Origin of the sequence: Streptomyces sp. NPDC019890 (genome assembly GCF_044903445.1) — a bacterium.
Classification (GTDB): Bacteria; Actinomycetota; Actinomycetes; order Streptomycetales; family Streptomycetaceae; genus Streptomyces.
Map to the genome: position 1 here is coordinate 362,824 of NZ_JBJDQK010000007.1, position 23,617 is coordinate 386,440.

The following is a 23,617-nucleotide window of genomic DNA, read 5'->3' on the forward strand; positions in this document are numbered from 1 at the left end:
GTTTGCTGGTGTGTGCAGGGCCCTCGGCGGTGAGCCGGGGGCCCTGCACGTATGTGTGCGTGCCACGCTGGGGGCATGGGGCTGAAGCTGTATCAGATCGCTGTCGACGCACACGACCTGAAGGGCCTGGCGCGCTTCTGGTGTCAGGTCCTGGACTGGAAGGTCGTCTACCAGGCCCATGACGAGGTCGTCATCGGCGCGGCCGAGACCGCCCTGCCGGGGATCGTCTTCCTCCCCGTACCCGAGCCGAAGACGGTCAAGAACCGGCTGCATCTCGACTTGACGCCCGACGACCAGGCCGCGGAGGTCGAGCGGCTGCTGGCCCTCGGGGCGCGACGGGCGGACGTCGGGCAGGTGGAGGACGTGACGTGGGTGGTGCTGGCGGATCCCGAGGGCAATGAGTTCTGCGTGCTGCGGCCGAAGAAGACGCTGCTCGACTAGTACGAGGGCTGCGAGGGCGGCGTGGTGGCCGCCGCCTCCGCCAGGGCCGGGGCCAGGTTCTCCCTGCGGATGCGCTGGTCGACGTAGAGCAGGCTCGTCACCAGCTGAGGGAACACGGCGACGAAGATCTGGCCGATCAGCTGGGTCACCGTCAGCACGATCAGTACGCCGCCGAGCGAGACCAGGACCTGCGAAGCAGTCGGATCGGGACCGAGGTCCGAAGTGCCCATCGTGCCGGGGACCACGCCCAGCAGGTTGACCGGCAGCTGGATGATGTAGCTCGCCACGCCCGCGATGACCGCGGCGAGCAGCGTGATGCCGAAGATCCGCCACCAGTCGCCGCGGACCAGGTGCGAGGAGCGGCGCATCGCCGCGAGGGCGCCCTGGCCTTCGAAGACGGCGGCCGCGGGGGCGAGGCTGAACTTCACCCAGAGCCAGACGGCCACCGGCGCGGTGGACAGGGCGCCGAGAAAGGCAAGCAGGGGCACGATCAGCGGCCCGGTGCCCATCGCGATGAACGCGATCACCAGCGTGACGAAGGCCGTGAAGAACAGCGCGAGCGGGATCAGGAAGATCAGTGAGGTGAGGAACACCGTGCCGATGACGGCCGGTACGCCCGCCGCGGCCCGTCGCCAGACCACGCCGAACGTGGTGGGCTTGCCCAGCACGGCGTCCTGGAGAGTCGCCGGGCAGGCGGCGTAGACCATCGCGGTGGCCAGCAGCATCGCGATCATGGCGACGCCCCATACGGCGAGGAAGGCGAAGAGCAGCGGCCGGATGTCCTCCCAGGCCGGGGCCTGCCCCTCGTCGAGGTGTTTGATCCTGTCGACGTGGTCGCCGACGAGGGCGTAGGCAATCGCCAGGGCCACGCCGGCGACGGCTGCCGCGGCTCCGTACGCGGCCACGGCTATGCCGAGCAGCTGCTTCCAGTAGCGGCCCATCGTGGCGAACGCCCCGCCCAGGATGTCGCCGAGGCCGAGCGGGTGCAGGGGTATCACCCCGGGCTTGGGCGGCGGCGGGGGCGTCCAGCCGCCCCAGCCGGGAGGGGGGCCGGCCGGGGGGATGTTTCCGTAAGCCACTGAGCTGTCTCCCGCGCGTCGCATGTCTGGTGTGCCTGATCGGACGGGACACCGTAGCGGGGCGGCGCCGGTGGGGTCACCGCGGCCCCCTCGCGTCGCTCCTCGCGTCGCTCCTCGCGTCGGTCTTTGCCTCGGCTCTTGCCTCGCGCCGCGTCTCGCTCCTTGTCTCCGCCGTCGCCTCGCGCAGCGCGGGCGTCGCCTGCTCGAAGTAGCGGAGCAGGACGCGCAGTTCGTCGGGGCTGAAGCCCTCGAAGACCTCGGCCATCCGGCTGCGGGCCGCCCCGAAGGCCGCCTCGTCCTGTTCGCGTGTGAGCGGCACGGCCTCGACGACGACGCGTCGGCGGTCGGCTGCATCCGGCCCGCGGCGGACCCGGCCGGCCCGCTCCAGCCGGTCGACCAGCCGGGTGGTGGCGCTCTGCGAGAGGCCGATGCGTTCGGCGAGTGCGCCGGTGGTGAGGGGGCCCGCGAGCTCCAGGGCGTTGAGGGCGTACACATCCGTGGGGTTCTGCCCGAGGGTGTCGGCGGCCGCCTGGCCGTGCAGGACGACGGCGGTCAGATAGCCGCGGTAGATGTCGGCGAGCCGCCCGAGCAGCGGTCCGCGGTCCTGGTTGGACATGGCGCTCCATCCCGTCCATTGCATGTGTGCAAGCAAGGTTAGTCCGATTCTGCGTCCCGAGGAGTTGTGTACGGGCGTACGCAACGATGTGTACACTCGTACGCATGGGATACGGACTGCTGGCTGCGGCGATCGCGGCGGAGGTGGCCGGGACGACGGCCATGAAGTACAGCGAGGGCTTCACCAGGCTCTGGCCCTCGCTGCTGACCGTCGCGGGCTATGTGCTCGCCTTCTCGCTGCTCGCGCAGACGCTGAAGACGCTGTCGGTGGGCACCGCGTACGCGATCTGGGCCGGTGCCGGCACCGCCGCGATCGCCGCGATCGGCATGGTCTTCATGGGCGAGTCGACCAGCCTGGCCAAGATCACGGGCATCGCGCTGGTGATCGCCGGGGTCGTCGTGCTCAACATGGGCGGTGCCCACTGATGGGGCGGCGGTACGACCCCGAGCGGCGTCAGCGCATCATCGACGCTGCGATCCGGGTGGTGGGCAGCAAGGGGATCGCCGGGCTCAGCCACCGCTCGGTAGCGGCGGCGGCGGATGTGCCGCTCGGCTCGACCACGTACCACTTCGCCTCCCTCGACGAACTGCTGGTCGCCGCGCTGCGCCAGGCCAATGAGGGCTTCGCGGCGGCGGTGCGCAACAGCGGCGCGCTCGCCGACCCGGAAGCGGACCTCGCCGGGGAGCTCGCCCGGCTGATGGGGGAGTGGCTCGCGGGGGAGCGCACCGGGGTGGAGCTGGAGTACGAGCTCTACCTGGCGGGCCTGCGGCGGCCGGCGCTGCGGCCGGTCGCCGCGGAGTGGTGCGAGGGGCTGGCGGAGCCCCTGGCCAGGCGGACCGATCCGGTCACGGCGCGGGCCCTGGTGGCGCTGATGGACGGGATCTGTCTGCAGGTGCTGCTGACGGATGCACGGTACGAAGAGGAGTACGCGCGGGAGATGCTGGCGCGGATCATCGACGCGAGCGCGTGACGTGACGCGCAGCGCCGGGCCCCCGCCGGACGGCCTGACGCCCCGGCCGGGCACCCAGTGCTCAGTCGCGGCTCTGCTCGTGTACGCCCGCGGCGTGACTCCCCGGTTCTGGCACCCGATGCCCGGCCGCCGGCCCCGGCGCGGCGCCCTTGCCGGAGACCGCCGGGCGCTGCGTGGGCGACCGGGAACTGAGACCGGTTCGCCCCCGCGGGCCCCGGGCGGTTAGCGTTCGACCATGACTGACTCGCCCGACAGCACCACTGCTACCCGCACCACCGGCGCCGTCGCCGCCGGACTCGCCACCCTCGCCGCCGACGGCACCGTCCTCGACACCTGGTTCCCCGCCCCCGAGCTCGTCGCCGCGCCCGGGCCCGCCGGGACCGAGCGGCTGACCGCCGAGCGGGCCGTCGAGCTGCTCGGTGAGGGCGCCGCCAAGGCGATCGGCCCGGACGCCCGCCGCGGCGTCGAGATCGTCGCCGTCCGCACGGTCATCGCCTCGCTCGACGACAAGCCGCTGGACGCCCACGACGCGTATCTGCGGCTGCACCTGCTGAGCCACCGGCTGGTCAAGCCGCACGGCCAGAGCCTGGACGGCCTCTTCGGGCTGCTCGCCAATGTCGCCTGGACCTCGCTCGGCCCGGTCGCCGTCGACCAGGTGGAGACCGTGCGGCTGAACGCCCGCGCCGAGGGTTTGCACCTCGCCGTGACGAGCGTCGACAAGTTCCCTCGGATGACGGACTACGTCGCGCCCAAGGGCGTACGCGTCGCCGACGCCGACCGCGTCCGGCTCGGCGCGCACCTCGCCGAGGGCACCACCGTCATGCACGAGGGCTTCGTCAACTTCAACGCCGGCACGCTCGGCACGTCGATGATCGAGGGCCGCATCTCCGCGGGCGTCGTCGTCGGCGACGGCTCGGACATCGGCGGCGGCGCGTCCACCATGGGCACCCTCTCCGGCGGCGGCAACGTCCGCATCGTCATCGGTGAGCGCTGCCTGATCGGCGCCGAGGCGGGCGTCGGCATCGGGCTCGGCGACGAGTGTGTCGTCGAGGCCGGTCTGTACGTCACGGCCGGCACCCGCGTCACCATGCCCGACGGGCAGATCGTCAAGGCCCGCGAGCTCTCCGGCGCGAGCAACATCCTCTTCCGCCGCAACTCGGTCACGGGCGCGGTCGAGGCCCGCCCGAACAACGCGGTCTGGGGCGGTCTCAACGAAGTCCTGCACAGCCACAACTAGGGCAGACACCCTAGGCGCTGAGCAGCTCCTCGTATGCCTTGCGCAGCCCGTCGACCGCCTCGCGGCCGGCGGGCTGCAGCGGTTCCCGGACCGGGCCCGCGGCCAGCAGCGCCTTGGCCGTCACCGTGCCCGGCAGTCCCGACGCCATCATCAACTCGGTCAGCGGGAGGATGAGTTGATGGAGGCGTGTGGCCTCGGCGGTGTCGCCCTTGTCGTACGCGTCGAGCACCGCGCGCAGCTGTCGCGCGGCCACATTCGCCACCGTGCTCACAAAGCCCGCGCCACCCACCGCGTACAGCGGCAGATTCAGCTCCTCACTGCCCGAGTAGTACGCCAGCGAGGTGCGCGCGATCACCTTGGCCGAGCCGAGCAGGTCGTACGCGCAGTCCTTGACGGCCACGATACGCGGATGGTCCGCCAGCCGGAGCAGGGTCTCCACCTCGATACGTGTGCCGGTACGGCCGGGGATGTCGTACAGCATCACCGGCAGTCCGGTGGCGTCGGCGACAGTACGGAAGTGTGCCTCGACCGCGTCCTGCGGCGGCCTGCTGTAGTACGGAGTGACCACCAACAGGCCGTCCGCGCCGGCCTCTTCGGCCGCGCGGGCCAGCTCGACGGTGTGGCGCGTGGAGGAGGTGCCGACACCCGCCACCACGTACGCGCTCTCTCCGATCGCGTGTCGCACGGCCCGTACCAGCGCGGCCTTCTCGGCGTCGCTGGTGGTCGGGGACTCGCCGGTGGTGCCGCTGAGGACCAGTCCGTCGCAGCCTTCGGCCACCAGGCGGACGGCGAGCCGCCCGGCCGCCTCCAGGTCCAGTTCACCGGCGGGGCTGAAGGGCGTGATCATTGCGCAGAGCGCGCGCCCGAAAGGGCGTGGTGTGGTCATGCTCCGCAGTCTCAACCCCACAACTGTGAAGGTCTACTTAGTTCTTCTTGGGGTGAGGGGAAAGCAAGGCTGAACAGTGACGACGCGCACCGCGAGGCACTGGCTCAGCACGGCTTCGGGGTCGGTTCACCCACGCCGCAGTGGGCGACGGTGCGGAGCCACCCCGGCGTGACCGGCGGCGGCGTGAGCCGCTGCACGCCCGCACCGAGCTTCAGGAGCCTCGGCGCGGGCGCGTAGCAGTCAGGACGGTTACGGACGGAAGCGCAGCACCTGCGGGTCGTGGTCGCTGTTCTGGTCCGCGAACTCCGCGTTGATGTGCACGCTGTCGTACGCGAAGTCGTCGATCGACGGGCTGATCAGGATCTGGTCCAGGACCTGGCTGTTGCCCTGGTAGACGTACGAGTAACGCTCGCTGCGCGGCAGGGACTTGACCGCCGGGTAGAGCGCGCCGCCGTCGGTGAGCGCCTTGGTCGTCGCCGAGAACTCGAAGTCGTTGATGTCGCCGAGGACCAGGACGTCGGCGCGACGGTCGGTCTTGAGGACGTCCTTGACGAAGGCGTTCACGGTCTGCGCCTGCAGCAGACGCTTGGCCTCGGAGGAACGGTTCGGCGGCTGGTGGTGCGAGGTCAGCCCCTCGTCACCGCCCTTCGAGCCGAAGTGGTTGGCGATCACGAAGACCGTGCGGCCGCGGAAGGTGAACTCGCCCGCGAGCGGCTTGCGGCTGCTCTCCCAGGCGGAGTTCGCCGGGTCGATCCGGCCGGGGGAGAGAGTGAGGGCAGCGTGGCCCTTCTCCGCCACGACACCGGTCGCCGTCTGCGCGTCGCCGCCCGCGCGGTCGGTGAAGGAGACCCGCTGCGGGTTGAAGAGGAAGACCTGGCGGATGTTGCCGCCGGGCTCGCCGCCGTCCTTGTTGTTCTCGGGGTTGATCGAGCGCCAGTCGTAGGCCGGACCGCCGGCCGCAGCGATCGCCGCGGTGAACTTCTTCACCGTCTCGTCGGCGGCGACCGTGCCGTCGTTCTTGGCGCCGTTGTTGTCCTGGATCTCCTCCAGGGCGACGATGTCGGGCGAGGCGAGGTTGTTGACGACGGCCTTGGCCAGCGCGTCGAACTTCTCCTGCGGGTCGGTCGGGTCGAGGTTCTCCACGTTGTACGTGGCGACCGCGAGTTCGCCGCGCCCCTGCTTGCACGTCGCCTCGGGCTTCAGGCCCCGGTCGGTGACCGTGCCGAGGGTGCGTGCCGTGATCGTGTAGCCGCCGAACTGGTTGAAGTCCAGGGGACCTTCGGTCGTCCCGGTGAGGACGTCGCCGACGTTCGCTTTGGGGAAGGGCTGCTGGGCGAGCGGCGTCAGCGACTGGATCTGCAGGCGCCCGGTGTTCTGGGCGGTGTACGAACCGTAGACCGCGCCGCCGCGTCGGTTCGGGTTCTCGTGCGGCTTCACCGTCACCCACAGCTCGGCGTACGGGTCGGTGGCGCCGACGACGCGCGAAGTGCCGATGCGGACGTTCGTGCCCTCCAGGGACTCGTAGTAGTCCAGGGCGTACGTACCGGGGTCGAGCGGGAGCGCGTTGATGCTGTTGCCGGCCGCCGCGTCGCCGGACGGGGCGTACGCGGAGGGCACCGACCGTGCGGTGATCGTGACCGGCGCGGGCAGCGGGTTCTGGGAGGAGACCACGGTGACGGCCGGCTTGGTGATCTGGGTGAGCGACTGGTTGCCGGAGGAGGTGCCGCCGGGGATGTACTCGCCGACAGTGCCGCCGACCAGCACGCTGTCGCCCACGGCGACCGTCGGGTTGGACCCGGTGTAGACGAAGATGCCCTCGCTGGTCGCCGGGTTGGCGTCGGCCTGCGGGTCCTGGAACCAGAAGCCCTTGGAGCCGTAGGTCCGTACGCCCGTGACGATGCCGGGGATGCCGGTCACCTGCTGTCCGGCCAGCGGGGATGTCCGGGTGGTGCCCTGGATGTCATGGATCCGGACCTCGGCGGCGGAGTCTGCGGAGGCGGCGGACGATCCGGCGAGCAGGCCGGCGGCCAGCGCGGCGGCCACGACAGCCGCGACGGCGGCCGTTCTCGGTACGACGGAGGAAGGCATCAAGGAACTCCGGAAGTGTGAGGGATGAGGGGTGATGCAGTGCGGTGCATTTGGTCTACGCGCGTCAATCTCTTGGTTGCACAGGGGAGTTGTCAAGAGTTGACGGGTGTACACAGACCGAAGGGCGGGTGAACCGGGCTGCCCCCGCGCAGCGGGACCGCGCAGGGCGGGGCTGTTTGCGCAGCGTGCGCAGGCTGTCTCACGCAGCGAGGGCAGGCCGTCCTGCGCCGCGTGTGCCGGCCGATCCGCACACCCCGGCCGGGCTGCTTGCGCTTCGCGGCTGTGCGCGGCGAAACCCGGTGAAATACGTCTACGCTTGGGGCCGCCCACAGGGCCGCCGCCCGGAACCCCGTACGCGCCGAGGAGAACCACCAGATGCCCGAAGACCGCCCCACCCTGCCGCCGGTGCGGCTGCACTCGGATGCGGAACTGGCGCGGGACGCGCTCGCCACGCCACTGCTGACCAGGGCCGTACGGCTCGCCCGCTGGGCGGGTCCGGACACGCGGGTCGGCGCGGGGGGCGAACTCGTCGACGAGCAGCTGCCCGCGGCAGCCGAAGAGCTGGGCCTCGGGTCCGACGACGACGGCCCGGCGTACGCAAGTGAGGCTTGGCGTACCGCCGTCGACACCGGGCTGGTGGAGGTCCAGGACCCGGCCGACGACGACGCCGAGTACGGCACGGCCGCCGCGGGGGAGGCCCTTGCGGTGATCATCTCCGGCGGGCCGCAGGACATCCTCGCCATCTGGCTGGACGCGCTCGAAGTCGTGCACGCCGACGCCGTCGCGCCGGTCCTGGACGAGCTGACCGATGCGATCGCCGAGAACGGCGAGATCGACTACGGGGCGCTGGACTGGGACCCGGACGCGGAGGCGGAGTTCCTCGACGGGGTCCTCGGGAATCTGTATCTGCTGACCGTCACGGAGGGCGGGGCGGAGGGGCCGGTGCCGCTGCCCGCGCTCGCCGCGTCGATGATCGTGCCGGACGACATGGGCGAGCCCACGGACGACGTGCTGGAGCAGGTGTCGGTGGCGATGATGCGGCTGGACGACCAGTTCCGCCTCTTCGAGCAGGTGGGCCTGGTCGCATACCGGCCGGTGGACGAGGCGTTGATGGCGGAGGAGGGCGAAGAGCCCGCACCGCCGGTGGACGACGAGGACGTCTCCCGGTACGGGATGGTCACGCTCACCCCGCTCGGTCTCTACGGCATCAGGGCGCGGATGCTGGAGGCGGGGATCGACGCGCCGGCGGTGGGTGAGCTGGCGGACAAGGGCGCGGACGTGCTGCTGGACGGTCTTGCGCACTTCCCGGAGCTGGCGGCGCGGGCGGAGACGGAGCAGTGGCTGGCCCGGCGAGGGCAGGCCGATGCCGCGCGCGAAATGCTCGCGGCGGCGAGGGGCGCGGACTCGGGCGGTCCGCTGCGCCGCCTGCACTGCCAGCAGGCGCTGGCCCTGGTGGGCCCGCAGGCCGAACCGGAGGTCCGGGCGGTCCTCGACGACGCGGAGCTCGGCGGGTTGGCGCGGGTGTGGCTGGCGGAGCGCGGCGCGAGTGATGTGCCGGCGCCGCCGGAGTCGATGATCTTCTGGCTGGCGATCGACACGATTGCGGCGCAGCTGGACGCGGAGGGGGAGCTGGAGGAACTCCAGGGCCTGGTGGAGGGTCTGGTCGGTCAGCACAGCGGGTTCTTCGACGCGGCGTGGCGGGTGGAGCACCCGGCGACGGCCGATGTGCTGGAGGCGATGGGGCGGCTGCACCGGGACAAGAGGGCGGCTAAGGAAGCACGCAAGGCGGCGTTCAAGGCGCGGTCGCGGTCGGGGGGTTGAGGCTCCGCCGGACCCTCCCCCCTACGCCCTGCGGGCGTGGGGGCCCCACGCCTCAATCGCCGGCGGGGTTGAATTTCAGCCCGTCCGGCGCTTCGGGACACGCGCGAAGCGCGTACCGGGGGTCCAGGGGGCGAAGCCCCCACTCACCCAGGGGCAAGTGGCGGGCGCCGCCCCCGCGAAGGGACGACGCCCAGTCCGTGATGGTCCGTCAGCACTCGTACCTGGTCGTGTGCTTGAACGACGACGTCGCTCCCTCGAAACCGTACGTACCCCTGTAGGCCGGCGGGTTCTGGTACTCGCCCACGATCGTGATCGTGTTCGCACACGAACCCTGGCCCGCCCGCTTCGCGTCCAGTCGTAACTGGTCGCCGATCGTGCCGCCCGTGATGTTCCACGGCGCGCCACAGATGCCCGATGTGATCTGGCCGCCCGTCACCACGTGCGGGTATGTGTTCGGGTTGTACTTCACCTCGATGGCAAAGGTGACCTGACCGTTGTGCAGTTCCAGCTTCGCCGTGGTCTGGAGCGCTTCCGCCGCGACCTCCATCGGCCTGGCGAACGCCTCGTCGCGCGTCTTGACCTCCGCGCCCTGCGGGTTGAGGTAGCGGTGTTCGGCCCGCGCCTGACCCTTCTGCTTACGCGCCTGCGTGGTCATCGTGCGTCCTCTCCTCAGGCCAGCTGCTCGGCGATTTCGACGCGCAGCAGCGCGCGGACGTTCTCGATGTGGTTGGCCACGGTCACCACGGAGGACCCCGCGAACAGCAGACCGAGCGCGACGTTGTCGAACGACGTCACGAGCGAACCGGAGTCGCCGCCCGCCGAGATGTTCGTCGTCAGGATCTGGTCCTTGAAGCGAGCCGTCCCCGCCGTGCCGTAGTTGACGTCGATCGTCGCGTCCACCGCGATGATCCGGCCGAAGCTGACGTTCGTCGTACGCCCGGTCTTCTTCACCAGGTCACCGACCGCCACATTCGCCTTGCGCCGCCATGCCCGAGGCGCGGCGCCGAAGTACTGCTCGCGCGTCGCGTCCTCGAACTCGACCTTGCCGAGCGCCGCGTCGACCACGTTGTTGTGCCGGTCGAGCGGGATCTGCGGCGCGAACTGGATCGTGATGAACCGGTCCAGCGTCGCAATCCGGTCCGCCGGGTCCTGCCCGCCGTCGAACACACCGGGCTGCACGATCGGGCTGCCCAGCTGCGCGCGGTTGGAGTCCGCGAGCACATGGTTGTTGGAGAGGATGTAGAACTTCCCCGGCACGCCCAGCCCCGGCCCCGGCGGGTCCGTCGTGGCGCCGGGCAGGAAGTCGTAGACCACGCTGCCGAGCGTCCCGGCCGTCACGTTCACATTGCCGACCGAGATCCCCGAGGGCGCGGGCCGCAACCGGCGCCGCAGCAGCTGCGGCTCCAGCGTGCCCATCTCACGGAGCTCTTCGAGCAGCGGCTGCGACAGCTGCGCGAGCTGGCCCGCGACGCTGCCGTCCGGCCGGTGGCCGGCTTCCGGCTCCGCCGCGCGCCGCGACTGCTGCTGTCGGCGCTGCGCGGAGACATGACCGACCGCGATCACATCGGTCGGCGTTCCGTCGTCCATCTGCTGCGGGATCACATCGCGCTCCGGCAGCATCGACTCCGGGACCTTCTGGGTCACGAAGACGAGCACCGCCTCTTCGCCGGTCGGCCGGCCGTCGCTCCACTTCACGCCGTGGCCGAAGCCCACGACATTGGCGAGCGGCGCCTGCGGCCGCAGGAAGTCACTCATCGCTTGCTGGCGGGAGCTGTCACTGAGCTGTCCGCCGGTCGGTCCTCGCATCATTTCGGGCTGGCTGGTCACGCCAGACCACCTCTTCCCCTGGTTCGAAGGGGCTCCTCACAGCTCCTGGTCGTGGGCGCCGACTTCACCGACGGCGAGCACGCGCACCGGTACGCCTTCGAGCTGTGCGGGAACCACGTCTTCTTCCCGGAGCCGGTCAAGGGGCACTTTGCGGGCGACGAAGACGACGATCACGTCCACGCCCGAGTGCTCGTCCCTCCCGGTACCGACACCGGTCACATTGGCCAGCCGCATGAGCCGGCTCTCATGGAGTTCGCGAGCCCGTTTCGCATTCATCCGAGCGGCTCGCCTCCCCCGCAGGTGATGCAGGTGTAGGGCATGTCTATTGCCAGGCCCCTCGGGGGTCAAGGAGTTCTGCACTAAATCTTGGGATTGGTAGTGATCCGTTCCTGTTGAGATGTTTACCAATATTCTTCGGATGGGCCGTCAGGTGCGCTGACCTGAGACGTCGTTGAGACCGAGGCCGCCTGCACGACGGCGCGGCCGCGGCCCCGGGAGGCTCCGCCCACCAGGCCGCGGTGGCCGGTGGCTTGGATATTCATCGGCAGCGGGGCCTCTCGTTGTCGGCCTGCGTTCAAGTGCCGTTTATGCGCGGGCGGGAGGGTGTGGCCGTCATCAGCCAGCCGGATGTGTTCCTTCAGGAGTACTCGATGCCGCTCACCCGCAGGGAATTCGCCAGACAGTCCGCGATCACCGGCGCTGGAGTCGCCCTCACCGGCGCCGTCGGCGCGTTCGCCACCGCGCCCGGCGCCCTCGCCGCGGAGGACACCGCGGAGACCGCCGAGACCGCCGGCCACCACCACGAGCCCGGCTACGGTCCGCTGCTCCCCGACCCCAAGAACATCCTCGCGCTGCCCGCCGGATTCAGGTACCGGATCATCACCGAGAGCGGCGTGACCAAGCTGGAGTCGGGTGAGTTCACCCCCTCCAACCACGACGGCACCGCCACCTTCGAAGGCCCGCGCGGGGTGACGCTCCTGGTCAACAACCACGAACTCAAGGGCCCCCGGTCCGGCTGGCAGTACCCCGTCCCGCTCATCGAAGGACTCGTCTACGACCCTGCCGCGTCCGGCGGCTGCTCGGTCGTCGAGGTCCACCGCAGCGGCGAGGTCGCCCAGTGGGTCGGCATCGCGGGCACCTCCACCAACTGCGCCGGTGGCAGTACCCCTTGGGGCACCTGGCTCACCTGCGAGGAGACCGAGGACCTCGCCGGCAAGAACGGCATGACCAAGGACCACGGCTATGTCTTCGAGGTCGACCCCTGCGACCGGCGCGCCAACCAGGACCCGAAGCCCGTCAAGGCCTTCGGCAGGTACGCCCACGAGGCCGTCGTCATCGACCCCAAGCGCGGCCACGCCTATCTGACCGAGGACGCCTCCGGCCCCAACGGCCTGCTCTACCGCTGGGTCCCGCCGCACGGCTTCAAGCACGGCCGCGGCCGGCTGAGGACGCTCGCCGACAACGCGGGCGTGCTCCAGGCGACCAAGTGCTACGACTCCGGCGGCCGGTTCGTCGACGACCTCTCGCGCGCCACGAAGATCGGCACGGTCTACGGCGTCGACTGGGTCGACGTACCCGACCGCGACGGCCGCACCGCGCCCGTACGCAAGCAGTTCGCCGACAAGGACATCACCCGCGCCCGCAAGCTCGAAGGCATGTGGTGGGGCGACGGCGGCGTGTACATCGTCTCCTCGTACGCCCGTGAGGAGAGCCCCGTCCAGCACGACGGCCAGGTCTGGTTCTACGACCCGCGGCGCCGCACCCTCACCCTGAAGGTGTTGCTCGGCGTCAACCCGGACCCGGTCAAGGACGGCGCCTTCGACGGTCCCGACAACATCACCGTCTCGCCGTACGGCGGTCTGGTCATCGCGGAGGACGGCGAGGGCGTCCAGCACCTCTTCGGCGCGACGGAGCGCGGGCGGACGTACCCGATAGCCCGCAACGACCTCAACGACAGCGAGTTCACGGGAGTCGTCTTCTCGCCCGACGGAAAGACGCTGTACGCCAATATCCAGACCCCGGGCATCATGCTCGCGATCACGGGCCCCTGGAAGCGCCACTCGCACCGCGACTGACACCGCCGTTTACGGAGGGACAACCTCCATGTTCTGTGGGTAGCGGCGAATCCCGCTCCGATGTGCTCGCCGTTGTGCTCCCATGGATTGACATCTAACATTTCAGTCCATGGGGGCACTGCGACCGCTACCGAGGACCCTGCTGCGCGACACGGCGTACGCGGCCATCCGCGACGCCATTGTGCGCGGCGAGCTCCCACCGGGAGAGCCCGTGCGGGATGCCGACCTCGCCGAGCGGCTCGGGCTTTCGCGCGCCCCGGTGCGCGACGCGCTCGCGCGGCTCGCCGACGAAGGGCTCGTCGAGACCAAGCCGCAGAGCTACACACGCGTGACGCGGCTGGAACCGCGGGCCGTGCGCGAGGCCGCCGTAGTCGTTCGGGCCATGCACGAACTGGCCGCCCGCGTTGCCGTGCCGCTGCTCACGCCCGAGGACATCGCCGCGATGCGGGCCGCGAACGCCCGCTTCGAGGACGCGACCCGCAGCGGCGCGGTCGGCGAGGCGCTTCAGGCGGACGACGAGCTGCACGACGTGCTCGTGAGGGCCTGTGGCAACCGGGCCGTCGCGGCGACGATCGCGCGCTACACCCCGCTGATCCGCCGACTGGAGTGGCGGCAGTTCGCCCAGGCGACCGCCCTGGAGTCGGCCGAGCTGCATGAGCGGCTCATCGACGCCTGCGCCGGACCGGACGCCGACGAGGCGGCCCGTATCACCGCCCGGATCTGGCGCGCACTCGAAGAGCTTGCGGACGAAGCCTCGGTCATCTGATCCGAGCCTGATCCGGAGAGCGGCGGGCGGCCCTACGCCATCGCGGCCGGTGCCTCAGACCATCCGCTGGGCGGGCTCGGCTTTGCGCAGTGGGCGTACGAAGTGGTCGAGCAGGAGCGGGCGTCGGGGATCTTCTTCGACACCGTCGTGGTCTGCTCGGTGACGGGCAGTACCCAGGCCGGGATGGTCGCGGGCTTCGCCGCGCTCGAAGAGGCGGGTGGCCGGCCGAGGCGCGTGATCGGCATCGACGCGTCCGCGGCGCCGGAGCGCACCAGGGAGCAGATCGGGCGTATCGCGCGCAACACCGCCTCACTCATCGGAGTGGAGCGTGAACTGCGCGATACGGACATCGAACTGGAGCGCGCTACCACGCGGGGCCGTACGGCATTCCGGACGAAACAACGCTGGAGGCGATGCGGCTCGCGGCCCGTACGGAGGGGATGGTGACGGACCCCGTGTACGAGGGAAAGTCGATGGCGGGGCTGATCGACCTGGTCACACGCGGTGAGATCGGTTCCGGGGCAAGGGTTCTTTATGCCCATCTCGGCGGGCAGCCCGCACTCAATGCCTACAGCGCGCTGTTCTGACGTGGCGTGGCGGGGTCCCGAGGCCCCATACTCCAGGTAATGACTAAATCAGCCGGATCCCGCCGCCATTTGCCCTCCAGCCCCTTCAACCGACCGGCCGCAGCTGCGCCGCCGATCGAGCAGTACGAAGTGGGTGACCGGGTCTCGCACGACCAGTTCGGGCTCGGCAGAGTCATCGCAGTCGAAGGTGACAATGCCGCCGTACTGGTCGACTTCTCCGGGCGTCAGGGAAGAATCCTGAGCCCCTACTCGAAGCTGGCCAAACTCTGAGGACCGTGGCCACCGGGCCCGCCATCACCTGAATCGGGGTCGATGGGGGGCCCGGCGGCGTCGTCACAGCACCTGGGCGGCGGGCTTCACCATGCCTCGCACGGTGCGGGACTTCACGAAGTCGCCCAGGGCGGTCATCTCCCATTCACCCGAGAACTGCTTGATCAGCTTGGCCATCATCACGCCGGTCTGCGGTTCGGCGCTGGTCAGGTCGAAGCGGACCAGCTCCTCGCCGGTCGCCGCGTCGAGCAGTCGGCAGTAGGCCTTGGCGACCTCGGTGAACTTCTGTCCCGAGAAGGAGTTGACGGTGAAGACCAGGCCCGTCGCATCGGCCGGGAGCCGGCCCAGATCGACGACGATCACCTCGTCGTCGCCCGCGCCCTCGCCCGTCAGATTGTCGCCGGAGTGCTTGATCGCGCCGTTCAGGATCGAGAGCTTGCCGAAGTAGCAGCTGTCCAGGTGGTTGCGGTTCGGGCCGTAGGCGATGACGGAGGCGTCGAGGTCGATGTCCTTGCCGCGGAAGGCGGGCTCCCAGCCGAGGCCCATCTTGACCTGGGAGAGCAGCGGGCGGCCGCCCTTGACCAGCGAGACCGTCTGGTTCTTCTGCAGGCTGACCCGGCCCTTGTCCAGGTTGATCTTCCCGGCGCCGGGGGCGGGTGCGGCCGGGGGCGCGGCGGGTGGCGGCGGTGTGGCAGTGGCGATCCGCGGGTCGGCGGGCGCGGCCGCAGGGACGGGGGGCACGGGCGCGGCCGGAGCGGCTGCGGGCTCCTCGTCGACCGAGACGCCGAAGTCCGTGGCGATGCCCGCCAGGCCGTTCGCATAGCCCTGGCCGACCGCGCGGGCCTTCCAGGCGCCGCCCCGCAGATAGATCTCCACGACGACCAGCGCGGTCTCGGCGCCGAGCCGCGGCGGGGTGAAGGTGGCGAGCGCGCTTCCGTCGTCGGCGTTACGGATCGTGGCGGTGGGTTCGATGCCCTGGAAGGTCTGGCCCGCGGCATCCGGGCTCGCCGTGACGACGATCTTCTCGATGCCGGGCGGGACGGCGGCGGTGTCCACCACGATCGCGTCGGGGGCGGTGCCGCCGCCCGAGCGATAGCTGACGCCGGGGCCCGCCGGCTGGTTGTAGAAGATGAAGTCGTCGTCTGAGCGCACCTTGCCGTCGGCGGTGAGCAGCAGGCCCGATACGTCGAGCCGCACCGGGGCGGCGACGTCCACCGCCACGCGGGCGGCGGTGAGAGGGATGTTCGAGCCGGGGGTCATAGCTGTCATGCCAGACGTAACGAGCGAGGGCGCTTTACCGTTCCCTTACCTTGCCGCTCCGTCTTGCCGAGCCGGTGGCGCTCAGTACGGCCACCGGGGCGGATTGGTCGTGAAGTGGCCGCCCAGATATGCGTGGTCCGGATTGTCCGGATCGAGTTCGCCCTGTTCCGCGATGAGCTTCTCGGCGTACTGCTCCGAGTCGTCCTGCGGTTCGTAGCCGAGGGCGCGTGCCGTCGTGAGGTCCCACCACAGCCGGGTGTTGGCGGAGGAGCCGTAGACGACGGCGTGGCCGACGTTCTCGGCGGTGAGGGCCGCGTGGAAGAGGCGCGCGCCGTCGCCGGGGCTCATCCACACCGAGAGCATCCGTACCGACGTCGGCTCCATGAAGCAGGAGCCGATCCGGACGGAGACGGTCTCCAGACCGTGCAGATCCCAGTAGAGCTGGGCCAGGTCCTCGCCGAAGCACTTGGAGAGTCCGTAGTACGTGTCGGGGCGGCGCGGGGTGTCGATGGGGATCAGCTGGTCCGGCGCGAAGGGCGGCCGGCCGTGCGGGCGCGGCGTGAAGCCGACCGCGTGATTGCTGGAGGCGAAGACGATGCGTCGGATGCCTTCCTCGCGGGCCGCCTCGTAGAGGTTGTAGGTCCCCTCGATGTTCGCGCGGAGGATCTTCTCGAAGGAGGCTTCCAGGGAGATGCCCGCGAGATGGATGATCGCGTCGACGCCCCGTACCGCTGCGCGCAGCGCCTGCTTGTCGGCGAGGTCGGCGGTGATCGCGTCCGGCACTCCCTCGATGGGGGTGGCGTCGAAGAGGCGGAGCTCGTAGCCGTACGCGGGCAGCAGCCCCCGCATCAGTGTGCCGAGGCCGCCGGCGGCGCCGGTGAGCAGGACGGTGCGGGGAGCGGGCATGGATGGATCTCCTTGAACTGCTCAGGTCCGTGGACGGCATTCACATGTATGGACACGCTAGGGAGTGGTCCGCACACCGTCAAGTGTCCCGCGGAGGGGCCGAATCTGCCCCTGAGTTGCGGCGTTCCGTCTTGACCTGTCCCGTGTGGCTGCCCTAGCGTGACGGGCGTTCAGAAATATGGACGTCGATCAGAATTGTGCACGAGTCTGCAGGCTCGGTGCACGGCCCAGGGAGCGCCCGTGACCTCAGCCCCGCTCGCCGCCCGGCTCACCCGGGTCCAAGGACCGCTGTTCTTTCCCGTCACCGCATACGGAACGGACGGCGTCCTCGACCTCGATGCCTTCCGCGCCCATGTGAGAAACGGCATCGACTCCGGCGCGGCAGCGGTCTTCGCGTGCTGCGGAACGGGCGAGTTCCACGCGCTGACCCCCGAGGAGTTCGGCGAGTGCGTCGCCGCGGCCGTGACGGAGACGGCCGGCGAGGTGCCCGTCGTCGCCGGCACGGGCTACGGCACCGCGCTCGCCCTCCAGTACGCGAGGATCGCCGAGGCCGCGGGCGCCGACGGGCTGCTCGCCATGCCGCCCTACCTCGTCGTCGCCGACCAGCCCGGACTTCTGCGCCACTACACCGCGCTCGCCGAGGGCACCTCCCTCGACGTCATCGTCTACCAGCGCGACAACGCCGTCTTCACCCCCGAGACCGTTGTCGAACTCGCCCAGGTCAACGGCATCATCGGCCTCAAGGACGGCTACGGCGACCTCGATCTGATGCAGCGCATCGTCAGCGCCGTCCGCCACGGACTGCCCGATCAGGACTTCCTCTACTTCAACGGGCTGCCCACCGCCGAGCTCACCGGCCTCGCCTACCGCGCCATCGGCATCACCCTGTACTCCTCCGCCGTCTTCGCCTTCGCCCCCGACATCGCGCTCGCCTTCCACCGCGCGCTGGCCACGGGCGACGACAAGACCGTGAGCCGGCTGCTCGACGGCTTCTTCGTGCCGCTCGTCGAACTGCGCAGTCTCGGCCGCGGCTACGCCGTATCGCTCGTCAAGGCGGGCGTACGCCTCGGCGGCCTGGACGTGGGCGAGGTGCGGCCGCCGCTGAGCGAGCCCCTCGACATCCACATCACGGCACTCGCGGCGCTGATCGAGCGCGGCCGCGCCCTGCTGGCGGAGGGCGCGTGAAGGTCTCCGCGTACCTCTACCCCTGGGACATCACCGGGGACCCGGACGCCGCGGCCCGTATCGCCGGCCTCGGCGTCCAGCAGGTCACCCTGGCCGCCGCCTACCACTCGACGCGGGCCCTGACCCCGCGCCACCCCCGGCACCGGATCGTCACCGCGCAGCACGCCGCCGTGCTCTACGAAGTGGACCAGCAGCGCTGGGCGGGCCGCGAGCTGCGGCCGTATCCCGCCGGGGACTGGGCCCCCGGCGACACCTACGCAGAAGCCGCAGCGGCCCTGACCGACGCCGGACTCGAGGTCCACACCTGGGTGGTCCTCGCCCACAACTCCCGCCTGGGCGCCGAGCATCCGGACACCTCGGTCGTCAACGCCTACGGCGACCGCTACCCCTGGGCGCCCTGCATCGCCCAGCCGGCCGTCCGCGCCCTGCTGCTGGACCTCGCCGCCGAGGCGGCGACCAGAGGAGGCGCGTACGGCACCGAGCTGGAGTCCTGCGGTTGGTACGGCCTCGCGCATCTGCACGCCCACGACAAGATCGCCGGTATCGGCATCGGCGAGGCCGCGCAGTATCTGATGTCGCTGTGCTTCTGCCCCGCCTGCCGCCAGGGGTACGGACAACAGGGCCTGGAACCGCACCTGCTGGCCGCAGCGGTACGGGGCGCGCTGGAGCCGGTCTGGGCGGGCACCGCCCCGGCCGACGCCCCGGTCGAGAAGCTGCTCGGCGCCGAACTGACCGCAGCCACGCTGGAGTTCCGGACGCGCACGGCCCGTACCCTCCAGGAAGCGGCCGTCGCCGCGGTGCGGGCGGCGGCTCCCGACGGCTTCCAGGTGCTGCTGCACGCCGACCCTGTCGCGTACCACTGCGGGGCGAACGCGGGCGTCGACCCGGCGCACATCCTGTCCGTCGCGGACGGCGTGGTGGTGCCCTGCACGGGCGGCGCCCGGCTGCTCACCCCCTTCGCGGAGCGCCGGGTGGACGGGGCGGTGCTGGCCGCCAACCTCACCGTCGTGCGGGGCATGGGCGGCAGCCCAGGCACGCTGGCGGAGGACGCGGCCCGAGCCACCGGGCTCGGCGCGAACCAACTGCGGCTCTACCACGCGGGGCTGGCGTCCGACGCGGACCTTGCGACGGTGGCGGACGAGCTGTCGGGCCTGGCCTGACCGCCGCAGCGCGAGGAGCTGGGCCCCGGGGGCGTCACGAGCCGGTCATCAGGACCTCAGGGACGCGGCCATCATCTTCCTTCTCAGGAAACCTTCATCCGCGAGACGCGCCGTCCCCGCGTCAGCCCGGCGAGATGAACCCCGACTCGTACGCGGCGATCACCGCCTGCGTACGGTCCCTGGCGCCCGTCTTCGCCAGCACCGACGCCACATGCGTCTTCGTCGTCGCCGGACCCACGCCCATCCGCCCGGCGATCTCCGCGTTCGTCAGACCCGTCGCCATCAGCCGCAGCACCTCGGCCTCGCGCTCGGTCAGCCGGGCCGCCCACGGCGGGGGAGCGGCGGGCCGGCGGCTGCCGTACTCGGCGGCCAGCGAACGCACCGCGGACGGGAAGAGCAGCGAATCGCTGCGGGCGACCAGCCGTACCGCCTGGACGAGTTCCTCCGCCGCGGCCCGCTTGAGCAGAAAGCCGGCGGCTCCGGCACGCAGCGCGTCGTACACGTACGAGTCGTTCTCGAAGGTCGTCACCACCACGATGCGTGGCGCTTCGGCGAGCGTGCCCAGGATCTGCTCGGTGGCCCGGATGCCGTCGATCTGAGGCATCCGCACATCCATCAGGACCACGTCGGGGCGTAGTTCGCGGACCACCGACACCGCCTCGGCACCGGTCGACGCCTCGCCGACGACCTCCAGGTCGGGCTCGGCGTCGAGGATCACGCGCAGCGCCGTACGGACCATCCGTTCGTCGTCGGCGAGGACGACCCGGATCGCGCTCACCGTCCGCCGCCCAGGGGGAGGCGCGCGGACAGCCGCCACACCGAGTCCTGCGGGCCCGCCTGCGCGTGTCCGCCCAGCAGCGCGGCACGCTCGGCGATGCCGCGCACTCCGCGGCCGCCTCCCGGGCGGACCACCGGGGCCCTGTCGGGCAGCGGGTTCTCCATCGTGATCTCCAACTCCTCGCCGTGCAGGGCGATCCACAGGGACACCGGGGCCGCCCCGGCGTGGCGCAGGGCATTGCTCAGCCCCTCCTGGACGATGCGGTACGCCTCGCGCGAGACGGGCGCCGGGACGGCGGCCAGGTCGCCGTCGGCGGTGAGCGAGACCGGCACGCCGCTGCGGGCGATCAGACCGTCCAGGGTCGTGAGGGTCGGCCCGGTGAGCCGGGCCGCTCCGTCCTCGTCCTGGCGCAACAGGCCCAGCACGGAGTCGAGTTCGCCCACCGTGCGCCGAGTGGTCTCCTCGATCGCGGCGAGGGCCTCGCGCACGAACTCCACATCGCTGTCCAGGACCCTGCGGGCCGCACCCGCCTGGAGAGTGACGGCGCTCAGGGCATGGCCCACCGAGTCGTGCAACTCGCGGGCGAGTCGGTTGCGCTCGGCCAGCTCGGTGGCCCGGCGTTCGGCGGCGGCAAGACGGTCCGAGGGCGTCGGGCCGAGGAGAACCGGGGCCTGGCGGGCCAGCAGTGCCCCGGCCGCGGCCGCGCAGCCGGCGAGCGCGATCAGCATGGCGATCCCGGCGAGCGGGAACAGGGCCAGCTGCCAGGCCGGGAAGTGGGGCACCCGGAGGAGGTCCCGCACCGGGGGGAGCAGTGGCACCACGATCAGGCTCACCGCGAACGGCGGCAGCGCGAGGGAGGCCCCGCTGACCAGCGCGCCGAGCCCCAGATGCAGGGTGAACCAGCCCGAGGTCCGCGACCGCGCGGCCCTCGACTGCGCGGGCCCGTCCGCGAACAGCTCGGCCGGCACCCCGCACAACGCCCGGGCCGCGGCCACCGACAGCGGCCTGGCCAGCGGGAACAGTGCGCTGATGGCGGCCAGCGGCAGGGCGACGCCGTACGCACCGAACTGCATGGCCAGGGAGTCGGAGAAGATGCTCGACGCGCCGACGAGGGGCCCGACAACGACGGTGCCCACCAGCCAGTACGGCATCAACAGCGCGCCGCCCAGGATCAGATGGAGCCAGCGTAGTCTGGCCTGCGCTCCCAGCAGCGCCCCGAGCACTTTCCTCACGGCACTTTCCTCATGCGCCGCGCCGGCGCAGGAAGGAGGCGGTGCCGGTGGCGACGAGCAGCCCGACGATCATGCCCACAGCGTAGGTCAGGGCCATCAACCCTGTTGCCTGCTCACCGTCTTCGGGCCCGGGCAGTACGGCGGCGATCAGCAGCCAGATGCCCCAGCAGCCCACCGCGCCCGACCCCAGCCAGGCCATGGCCAGCGGCGCCTTCAGCGGCAGTGCCGGGGCCGGGCGGAAGGCGATGAGCAGCACTCCCACCACGGCGACGGCCACGAAGAGGGCGCTTACCCCTTCGAGTACATAGAAGTCGGCCGTGCGCCGCTCGATGCCCGTCCGGCTCAGACCGGTCGCCGCGCCGCCCGCCCAGAGCAGACGCATCGTGACAGGGAAGAGCGCGAGCACGGCGGCGGCCACCGCGCACACCTTCAGCGGCCGGCCGGCGGCGGCCGAGGGCAGATCCCAGACCCGGCCCCGCCACACATGCCCCCAGCGCTCCTTCGCATAGAGCACGAAGAGCGTGCCGAGGGTCAGACCCTGGACGATGAAGCCGGAGTAGACGACGCCGAAGACCCACTCGTCGAGGAAGGGCTCGCTCGTGGAGCGCTCGATCCCACCGTCGGTGAAGGCTTTGACCAGCAGCTGGACCGGGAAGCCGACCATGATCGGGAGCAGCAGTCCGCCCGCGACCCACATGGGGACTGCGAGCAGCCAGGCGGGGACCCGCCTGCCCCAGCCCTGGGTGAGCAGCAGCGCCAGCACGATGACGGCACCGTCCATCAGAACGGTGACGCTGTTGGCCACGGCCATCAGGGCCCGGTTGTCGAGCAGCACGCTGGCGTCGGGGATGCCGATCCGGCTGCCCGCGATCCAGGCGATCTTGAGCGAGAGATAGGGAACGCAGGAGGCGATCGCGACGGCGCGCAGCACTCGGTGTGCGGGGCCGTGCCGCTCGGGCGCGCCGCGAAGTCGGCGCTCGGGGGTGCGGGGGCTTGCCCCCGCCTTCGGGAAGGGGCCGGATCGGGGAACACTGTGCGGGCTCATGCCGCTTACGCTCCCGGCTCCCGGAGCCTCGCACCTCCTGCGCTGCGACGATCCCTCTCCGCCGTGCGGGGGAGAGGTGTCAGCCCGCCAGGGTGAGAAGCACCTCGTCGGTCTCCGCGCCGCGGGCATGCGCGTACCCCCGGTCTGTGCCGGTGACGGTGAAGCCGCATTTCTGAAGGACCCTGATCGAGCCCGCGTTGTCGGCCGCGGCGCGCGCGTGCAGCGGACGCTGCGGTACGAGTTCGATCAGCGCGCGCAGCGCGGCGGTGGCCACACCGCGGCCCCAGTGGGCGCGGTCGATGAAGTACGTGACCTCGCGCTCCTCGGGCGGTCCGTACACCGAGGCGTGGCCCACGACCACGTCGTCGGCGAGCACGGTCCGTATGACGGCGTCCGAGGCGCGGATCCGCGCCCAGTGCGCGTCGAAGTAGGCCCGGTCGGTGGGGTCCTCGCAGGTGAAGGCGGCGATCCGGTTCGACTCGGGGTCGCTCATGTGCCGGAAGAAGTCCGGCAGATCACTGTCGACGACCTCGCGCAGGGTGACGTGCACAGACATTCAGAGCCTCCGGGTCGCCAGTGTGAGCCGGTCGCGCGCGTCGAAGAGCGCGTCCTTGATCATCTGTTCGTGGCCGGGGGTGAGCCGGGCCACCGGCACCGAGCAGCTGATCGCGTCGCGCGCCGGGGTGCGGTACGGGATCGCGATCCCGAAGCAGCGCAGCCCCAGCGTGTTCTCCTCGCGGTCCACGGCATAGCCCTGCTCGCGGATCACATGCAGCTCCTCGATGAGCTGCTCGCGGTCGGTGATGGTGTGCTCGGTCAGCGACGCCAGGGTCTCCGGCAGCATCTTGCGCACCTGCTCGTCGCTGTGGGTGGCGAGCAGCGCCTTGCCCAGCGAGGTGGAGTGCGCGGGCAGCCGGCGGCCGACGCGCGTGAACGGGCGCAGATAGTGCTGCGACTGGCGGGTGGCGAGATAGACGACATTGGTGCCGTCGAGGCGGGCGAGGTGAATGGTCTCGGTGGTGTCGTCGGAGAGCCGGTCCAGGGTGGGGCGGGCCGCCGCCACCACCTCGTCGCCGTCGATGTACGAGGTGCCCACGAGCAGCGCCCGTACGCCGATGCCGTACCGCGTGCCCGTCGCGTCCGTCTCCACCCAGCCGAGCTCGACCAGCGTGCGCAGCAGCATGTAGAGGCTGGACTTGGGATAGCCGACGGCCTCCTGGACCGCGGCGAGCGAGTGCATGCCGGGGCGTCCGGCGAAGTACTCGAGCAACTCCACCGTCCGCACCGCGGACTTGACCTGTGCCCCACCGGAATCGGCAGTCGACATTGCTCTTCGCCCCTTCTTGACCCGCTGACCTTCTTGACCGCGCAGAACGCCCGGAAATAGA

24 protein-coding genes and 1 pseudogene are annotated in these 23,617 nt (G+C 71.0%); 11 read left to right on the top strand and 14 right to left on the bottom strand.

Annotated elements, in window-relative coordinates; translation table 11 throughout:
- Nucleotides 1-75 precede the first annotated feature (75 nt).
- Nucleotides 76-441 (top strand): VOC family protein, encoded by a 366-nt coding sequence (locus tag ACI2LP_RS21610; protein ID WP_404726105.1) that lies wholly within the window; start codon nt 76-78, stop codon nt 439-441.
- Here the strand turns inward: ACI2LP_RS21610 and ACI2LP_RS21615 are convergent.
- Complete coding sequence (locus ACI2LP_RS21615) at nt 438-1,520, bottom strand: hypothetical protein (RefSeq protein WP_404726106.1); 1,083 nt, start codon at nt 1,518-1,520, stop codon at nt 438-440. The genes ACI2LP_RS21610 and ACI2LP_RS21615 overlap by 4 nt on opposite strands.
- 76 nt (nt 1,521-1,596) lie before the next feature.
- Nucleotides 1,597-2,136 carry a MarR family winged helix-turn-helix transcriptional regulator gene (locus tag ACI2LP_RS21620; protein WP_404726107.1) on the bottom strand — a complete coding sequence of 180 codons (540 nt, stop codon included), beginning with the start codon at nt 2,134-2,136 and terminating at the stop codon, nt 1,597-1,599.
- A 104-nt stretch (nt 2,137-2,240) separates the two neighbouring features.
- On the opposite strand from ACI2LP_RS21620, the gene ACI2LP_RS21625 reads away from it, so the two are divergent.
- The 3 genes from ACI2LP_RS21625 (at nt 2,241) to dapD (ending at nt 4,343) form a co-directional block, all read left to right on the top strand.
- Nucleotides 2,241-2,561, top strand: a complete 321-nt coding sequence (locus tag ACI2LP_RS21625; RefSeq protein WP_404726108.1) for a DMT family transporter — start codon at nt 2,241-2,243, stop codon at nt 2,559-2,561.
- Entirely contained in the window at nt 2,561-3,106 is a 546-nt protein-coding gene (locus ACI2LP_RS21630) for a TetR/AcrR family transcriptional regulator (protein ID WP_404726109.1), read from the top strand. The genes ACI2LP_RS21625 and ACI2LP_RS21630 overlap by 1 nt, the downstream gene beginning before the upstream one ends.
- A 235-nt stretch (nt 3,107-3,341) precedes the next feature.
- Complete coding sequence (dapD, locus tag ACI2LP_RS21635; RefSeq protein ID WP_404726110.1) at nt 3,342-4,343, top strand: 2,3,4,5-tetrahydropyridine-2,6-dicarboxylate N-succinyltransferase; 1,002 nt, start codon at nt 3,342-3,344, stop codon at nt 4,341-4,343.
- Between the two features lie 10 nt (nt 4,344-4,353).
- On the opposite strand, the gene dapA is transcribed toward dapD, so the two are convergent.
- Together dapA and ACI2LP_RS21645 are read right to left on the bottom strand one after the other, a co-directional pair.
- The gene (gene dapA, locus ACI2LP_RS21640; protein ID WP_404726111.1) at nt 4,354-5,229 is read right to left on the bottom strand and encodes a 4-hydroxy-tetrahydrodipicolinate synthase; all 876 of its coding nucleotides are present in this window, start codon (nt 5,227-5,229) and stop codon (nt 4,354-4,356) included.
- A 249-nt stretch (nt 5,230-5,478) separates the two neighbouring features.
- Nucleotides 5,479-7,317 carry an endonuclease/exonuclease/phosphatase family protein gene (locus ACI2LP_RS21645; protein WP_404726112.1) on the bottom strand — a complete coding sequence of 613 codons (1,839 nt, stop codon included), beginning with the start codon at nt 7,315-7,317 and terminating at the stop codon, nt 5,479-5,481.
- A 375-nt stretch (nt 7,318-7,692) separates the two neighbouring features.
- On the opposite strand from ACI2LP_RS21645, the gene ACI2LP_RS21650 reads away from it, so the two are divergent.
- The gene (locus ACI2LP_RS21650; protein ID WP_404726113.1) at nt 7,693-9,138 is read left to right on the top strand and encodes a hypothetical protein; all 1,446 of its coding nucleotides are present in this window, start codon (nt 7,693-7,695) and stop codon (nt 9,136-9,138) included.
- A 208-nt stretch (nt 9,139-9,346) separates the two neighbouring features.
- Here the strand turns inward: ACI2LP_RS21650 and ACI2LP_RS21655 are convergent, their stop codons facing one another.
- Genes ACI2LP_RS21655 through ACI2LP_RS21665 form a run of 3 tightly spaced genes read right to left on the bottom strand, consistent with a single transcriptional unit; the run spans nt 9,347 to nt 11,241 of the window.
- Entirely contained in the window at nt 9,347-9,793 is a 447-nt protein-coding gene (locus tag ACI2LP_RS21655) for a hypothetical protein (RefSeq protein ID WP_360883859.1), read from the bottom strand.
- Between the two features lie 14 nt (nt 9,794-9,807).
- A complete protein-coding gene (locus ACI2LP_RS21660; protein WP_404726114.1) occupies nt 9,808-10,965 on the bottom strand; it encodes a hypothetical protein in 1,158 nt (385 codons plus the stop codon).
- Nucleotides 10,966-11,001: 36 nt separating this feature from the next.
- Nucleotides 11,002-11,241, bottom strand: a complete 240-nt coding sequence (locus ACI2LP_RS21665; RefSeq protein ID WP_404726115.1) for a hypothetical protein — start codon at nt 11,239-11,241, stop codon at nt 11,002-11,004.
- Nucleotides 11,242-11,615: 374 nt separating this feature from the next.
- Between ACI2LP_RS21665 and ACI2LP_RS21670 the strand changes: the two genes are divergently transcribed.
- The 4 genes and pseudogenes from ACI2LP_RS21670 to ACI2LP_RS21685 all read left to right on the top strand — a co-directional run bounded on the left by ACI2LP_RS21670 (nt 11,616) and on the right by ACI2LP_RS21685 (nt 14,663).
- The gene (locus tag ACI2LP_RS21670; RefSeq protein WP_404726223.1) at nt 11,616-13,040 is read left to right on the top strand and encodes an alkaline phosphatase PhoX; all 1,425 of its coding nucleotides are present in this window, start codon (nt 11,616-11,618) and stop codon (nt 13,038-13,040) included.
- 109 nt (nt 13,041-13,149) lie between these two features.
- A complete protein-coding gene (locus ACI2LP_RS21675; protein ID WP_404726116.1) occupies nt 13,150-13,806 on the top strand; it encodes a GntR family transcriptional regulator in 657 nt (218 codons plus the stop codon).
- Between the two features lie 15 nt (nt 13,807-13,821).
- Nucleotides 13,822-14,393: pseudogene (locus ACI2LP_RS21680) on the top strand (pyridoxal-phosphate dependent enzyme); the annotation flags it as partial.
- A gap of 39 nt (nt 14,394-14,432) precedes the next feature.
- Complete coding sequence (locus ACI2LP_RS21685) at nt 14,433-14,663, top strand: hypothetical protein (RefSeq protein WP_360883843.1); 231 nt, start codon at nt 14,433-14,435, stop codon at nt 14,661-14,663.
- Between the two features lie 63 nt (nt 14,664-14,726).
- Here ACI2LP_RS21685 and ACI2LP_RS21690 read toward each other — a convergent pair whose 3' ends face one another.
- Complete coding sequence (locus ACI2LP_RS21690; RefSeq protein ID WP_404726117.1) at nt 14,727-15,932, bottom strand: TerD family protein; 1,206 nt, start codon at nt 15,930-15,932, stop codon at nt 14,727-14,729.
- Nucleotides 15,933-16,004: 72 nt separating this feature from the next.
- Complete coding sequence (locus tag ACI2LP_RS21695) at nt 16,005-16,829, bottom strand: NAD-dependent epimerase/dehydratase family protein (protein ID WP_404726118.1); 825 nt, start codon at nt 16,827-16,829, stop codon at nt 16,005-16,007.
- 240 nt (nt 16,830-17,069) lie between these two features.
- On the opposite strand from ACI2LP_RS21695, the gene ACI2LP_RS21700 reads away from it, so the two are divergent.
- Both ACI2LP_RS21700 and ACI2LP_RS21705 read left to right on the top strand, forming a co-directional pair.
- Complete coding sequence (locus ACI2LP_RS21700) at nt 17,070-18,014, top strand: 5-dehydro-4-deoxyglucarate dehydratase (RefSeq protein WP_404726119.1); 945 nt, start codon at nt 17,070-17,072, stop codon at nt 18,012-18,014.
- Nucleotides 18,011-19,174 carry a hypothetical protein gene (locus tag ACI2LP_RS21705; protein WP_404726120.1) on the top strand — a complete coding sequence of 388 codons (1,164 nt, stop codon included), beginning with the start codon at nt 18,011-18,013 and terminating at the stop codon, nt 19,172-19,174. Before ACI2LP_RS21700 ends, ACI2LP_RS21705 begins: the two co-directional genes overlap by 4 nt.
- 121 nt (nt 19,175-19,295) lie before the next feature.
- On the opposite strand, the gene ACI2LP_RS21710 is transcribed toward ACI2LP_RS21705, so the two are convergent.
- The 5 genes from ACI2LP_RS21710 to ACI2LP_RS21730 all read right to left on the bottom strand — a co-directional run bounded on the left by ACI2LP_RS21710 (nt 19,296) and on the right by ACI2LP_RS21730 (nt 23,556).
- Nucleotides 19,296-19,913 (bottom strand): response regulator, encoded by a 618-nt coding sequence (locus ACI2LP_RS21710; RefSeq protein ID WP_404726224.1) that lies wholly within the window; start codon nt 19,911-19,913, stop codon nt 19,296-19,298.
- A 35-nt stretch (nt 19,914-19,948) separates the two neighbouring features.
- Nucleotides 19,949-21,184 carry a sensor histidine kinase gene (locus ACI2LP_RS21715; RefSeq protein ID WP_404726121.1) on the bottom strand — a complete coding sequence of 412 codons (1,236 nt, stop codon included), beginning with the start codon at nt 21,182-21,184 and terminating at the stop codon, nt 19,949-19,951.
- Nucleotides 21,185-21,194: 10 nt separating this feature from the next.
- Nucleotides 21,195-22,229, bottom strand: coding sequence for a hypothetical protein (locus ACI2LP_RS21720; protein WP_404726122.1), 1,035 nt, complete (start codon nt 22,227-22,229; stop codon nt 21,195-21,197).
- 79 nt (nt 22,230-22,308) lie between these two features.
- A complete protein-coding gene (locus ACI2LP_RS21725; RefSeq protein WP_404726123.1) occupies nt 22,309-22,785 on the bottom strand; it encodes a GNAT family N-acetyltransferase in 477 nt (158 codons plus the stop codon).
- The gene (locus tag ACI2LP_RS21730; protein ID WP_360883824.1) at nt 22,786-23,556 is read right to left on the bottom strand and encodes an IclR family transcriptional regulator; all 771 of its coding nucleotides are present in this window, start codon (nt 23,554-23,556) and stop codon (nt 22,786-22,788) included.
- Nucleotides 23,557-23,617: the final 61 nt, after the last annotated feature.

Bases quoted from the DNA above. Each gene is read 5' to 3' on its own strand.
- ACI2LP_RS21650 (WP_404726113.1), top strand. From the start codon at position 7,693: ATGCCCGAAGACCGCCCCACCCTGCCGCCGGTGCGGCTGCACTCGGAT.
- ACI2LP_RS21675 (WP_404726116.1), top strand. From the start codon at position 13,150: ATGGGGGCACTGCGACCGCTACCGAGGACCCTGCTGCGCGACACGGCG.
- ACI2LP_RS21655 (WP_360883859.1), bottom strand. From the start codon at position 9,793: ATGACCACGCAGGCGCGTAAGCAGAAGGGTCAGGCGCGGGCCGAACAC.
- ACI2LP_RS21685 (WP_360883843.1), top strand. From the start codon at position 14,433: ATGACTAAATCAGCCGGATCCCGCCGCCATTTGCCCTCCAGCCCCTTC.
- ACI2LP_RS21710 (WP_404726224.1), bottom strand. From the start codon at position 19,913: ATGGTCCGTACGGCGCTGCGCGTGATCCTCGACGCCGAGCCCGACCTG.
- dapA (WP_404726111.1), bottom strand. From the start codon at position 5,229: ATGACCACACCACGCCCTTTCGGGCGCGCGCTCTGCGCAATGATCACG.
- ACI2LP_RS21610 (WP_404726105.1), top strand. From the start codon at position 76: ATGGGGCTGAAGCTGTATCAGATCGCTGTCGACGCACACGACCTGAAG.
- ACI2LP_RS21690 (WP_404726117.1), bottom strand. From the start codon at position 15,932: ATGACAGCTATGACCCCCGGCTCGAACATCCCTCTCACCGCCGCCCGC.
- dapD (WP_404726110.1), top strand. From the start codon at position 3,342: ATGACTGACTCGCCCGACAGCACCACTGCTACCCGCACCACCGGCGCC.
- ACI2LP_RS21725 (WP_404726123.1), bottom strand. From the start codon at position 22,785: ATGTCTGTGCACGTCACCCTGCGCGAGGTCGTCGACAGTGATCTGCCG.
- ACI2LP_RS21625 (WP_404726108.1), top strand. From the start codon at position 2,241: ATGGGATACGGACTGCTGGCTGCGGCGATCGCGGCGGAGGTGGCCGGG.
- ACI2LP_RS21670 (WP_404726223.1), top strand. From the start codon at position 11,616: ATGCCGCTCACCCGCAGGGAATTCGCCAGACAGTCCGCGATCACCGGC.
- ACI2LP_RS21730 (WP_360883824.1), bottom strand. From the start codon at position 23,556: ATGTCGACTGCCGATTCCGGTGGGGCACAGGTCAAGTCCGCGGTGCGG.
- ACI2LP_RS21665 (WP_404726115.1), bottom strand. From the start codon at position 11,241: ATGAATGCGAAACGGGCTCGCGAACTCCATGAGAGCCGGCTCATGCGG.
- ACI2LP_RS21720 (WP_404726122.1), bottom strand. From the start codon at position 22,229: ATGAGCCCGCACAGTGTTCCCCGATCCGGCCCCTTCCCGAAGGCGGGG.
- ACI2LP_RS21630 (WP_404726109.1), top strand. From the start codon at position 2,561: ATGGGGCGGCGGTACGACCCCGAGCGGCGTCAGCGCATCATCGACGCT.
- ACI2LP_RS21620 (WP_404726107.1), bottom strand. From the start codon at position 2,136: ATGTCCAACCAGGACCGCGGACCGCTGCTCGGGCGGCTCGCCGACATC.
- ACI2LP_RS21645 (WP_404726112.1), bottom strand. From the start codon at position 7,317: ATGCCTTCCTCCGTCGTACCGAGAACGGCCGCCGTCGCGGCTGTCGTG.
- ACI2LP_RS21695 (WP_404726118.1), bottom strand. From the start codon at position 16,829: ATGCCCGCTCCCCGCACCGTCCTGCTCACCGGCGCCGCCGGCGGCCTC.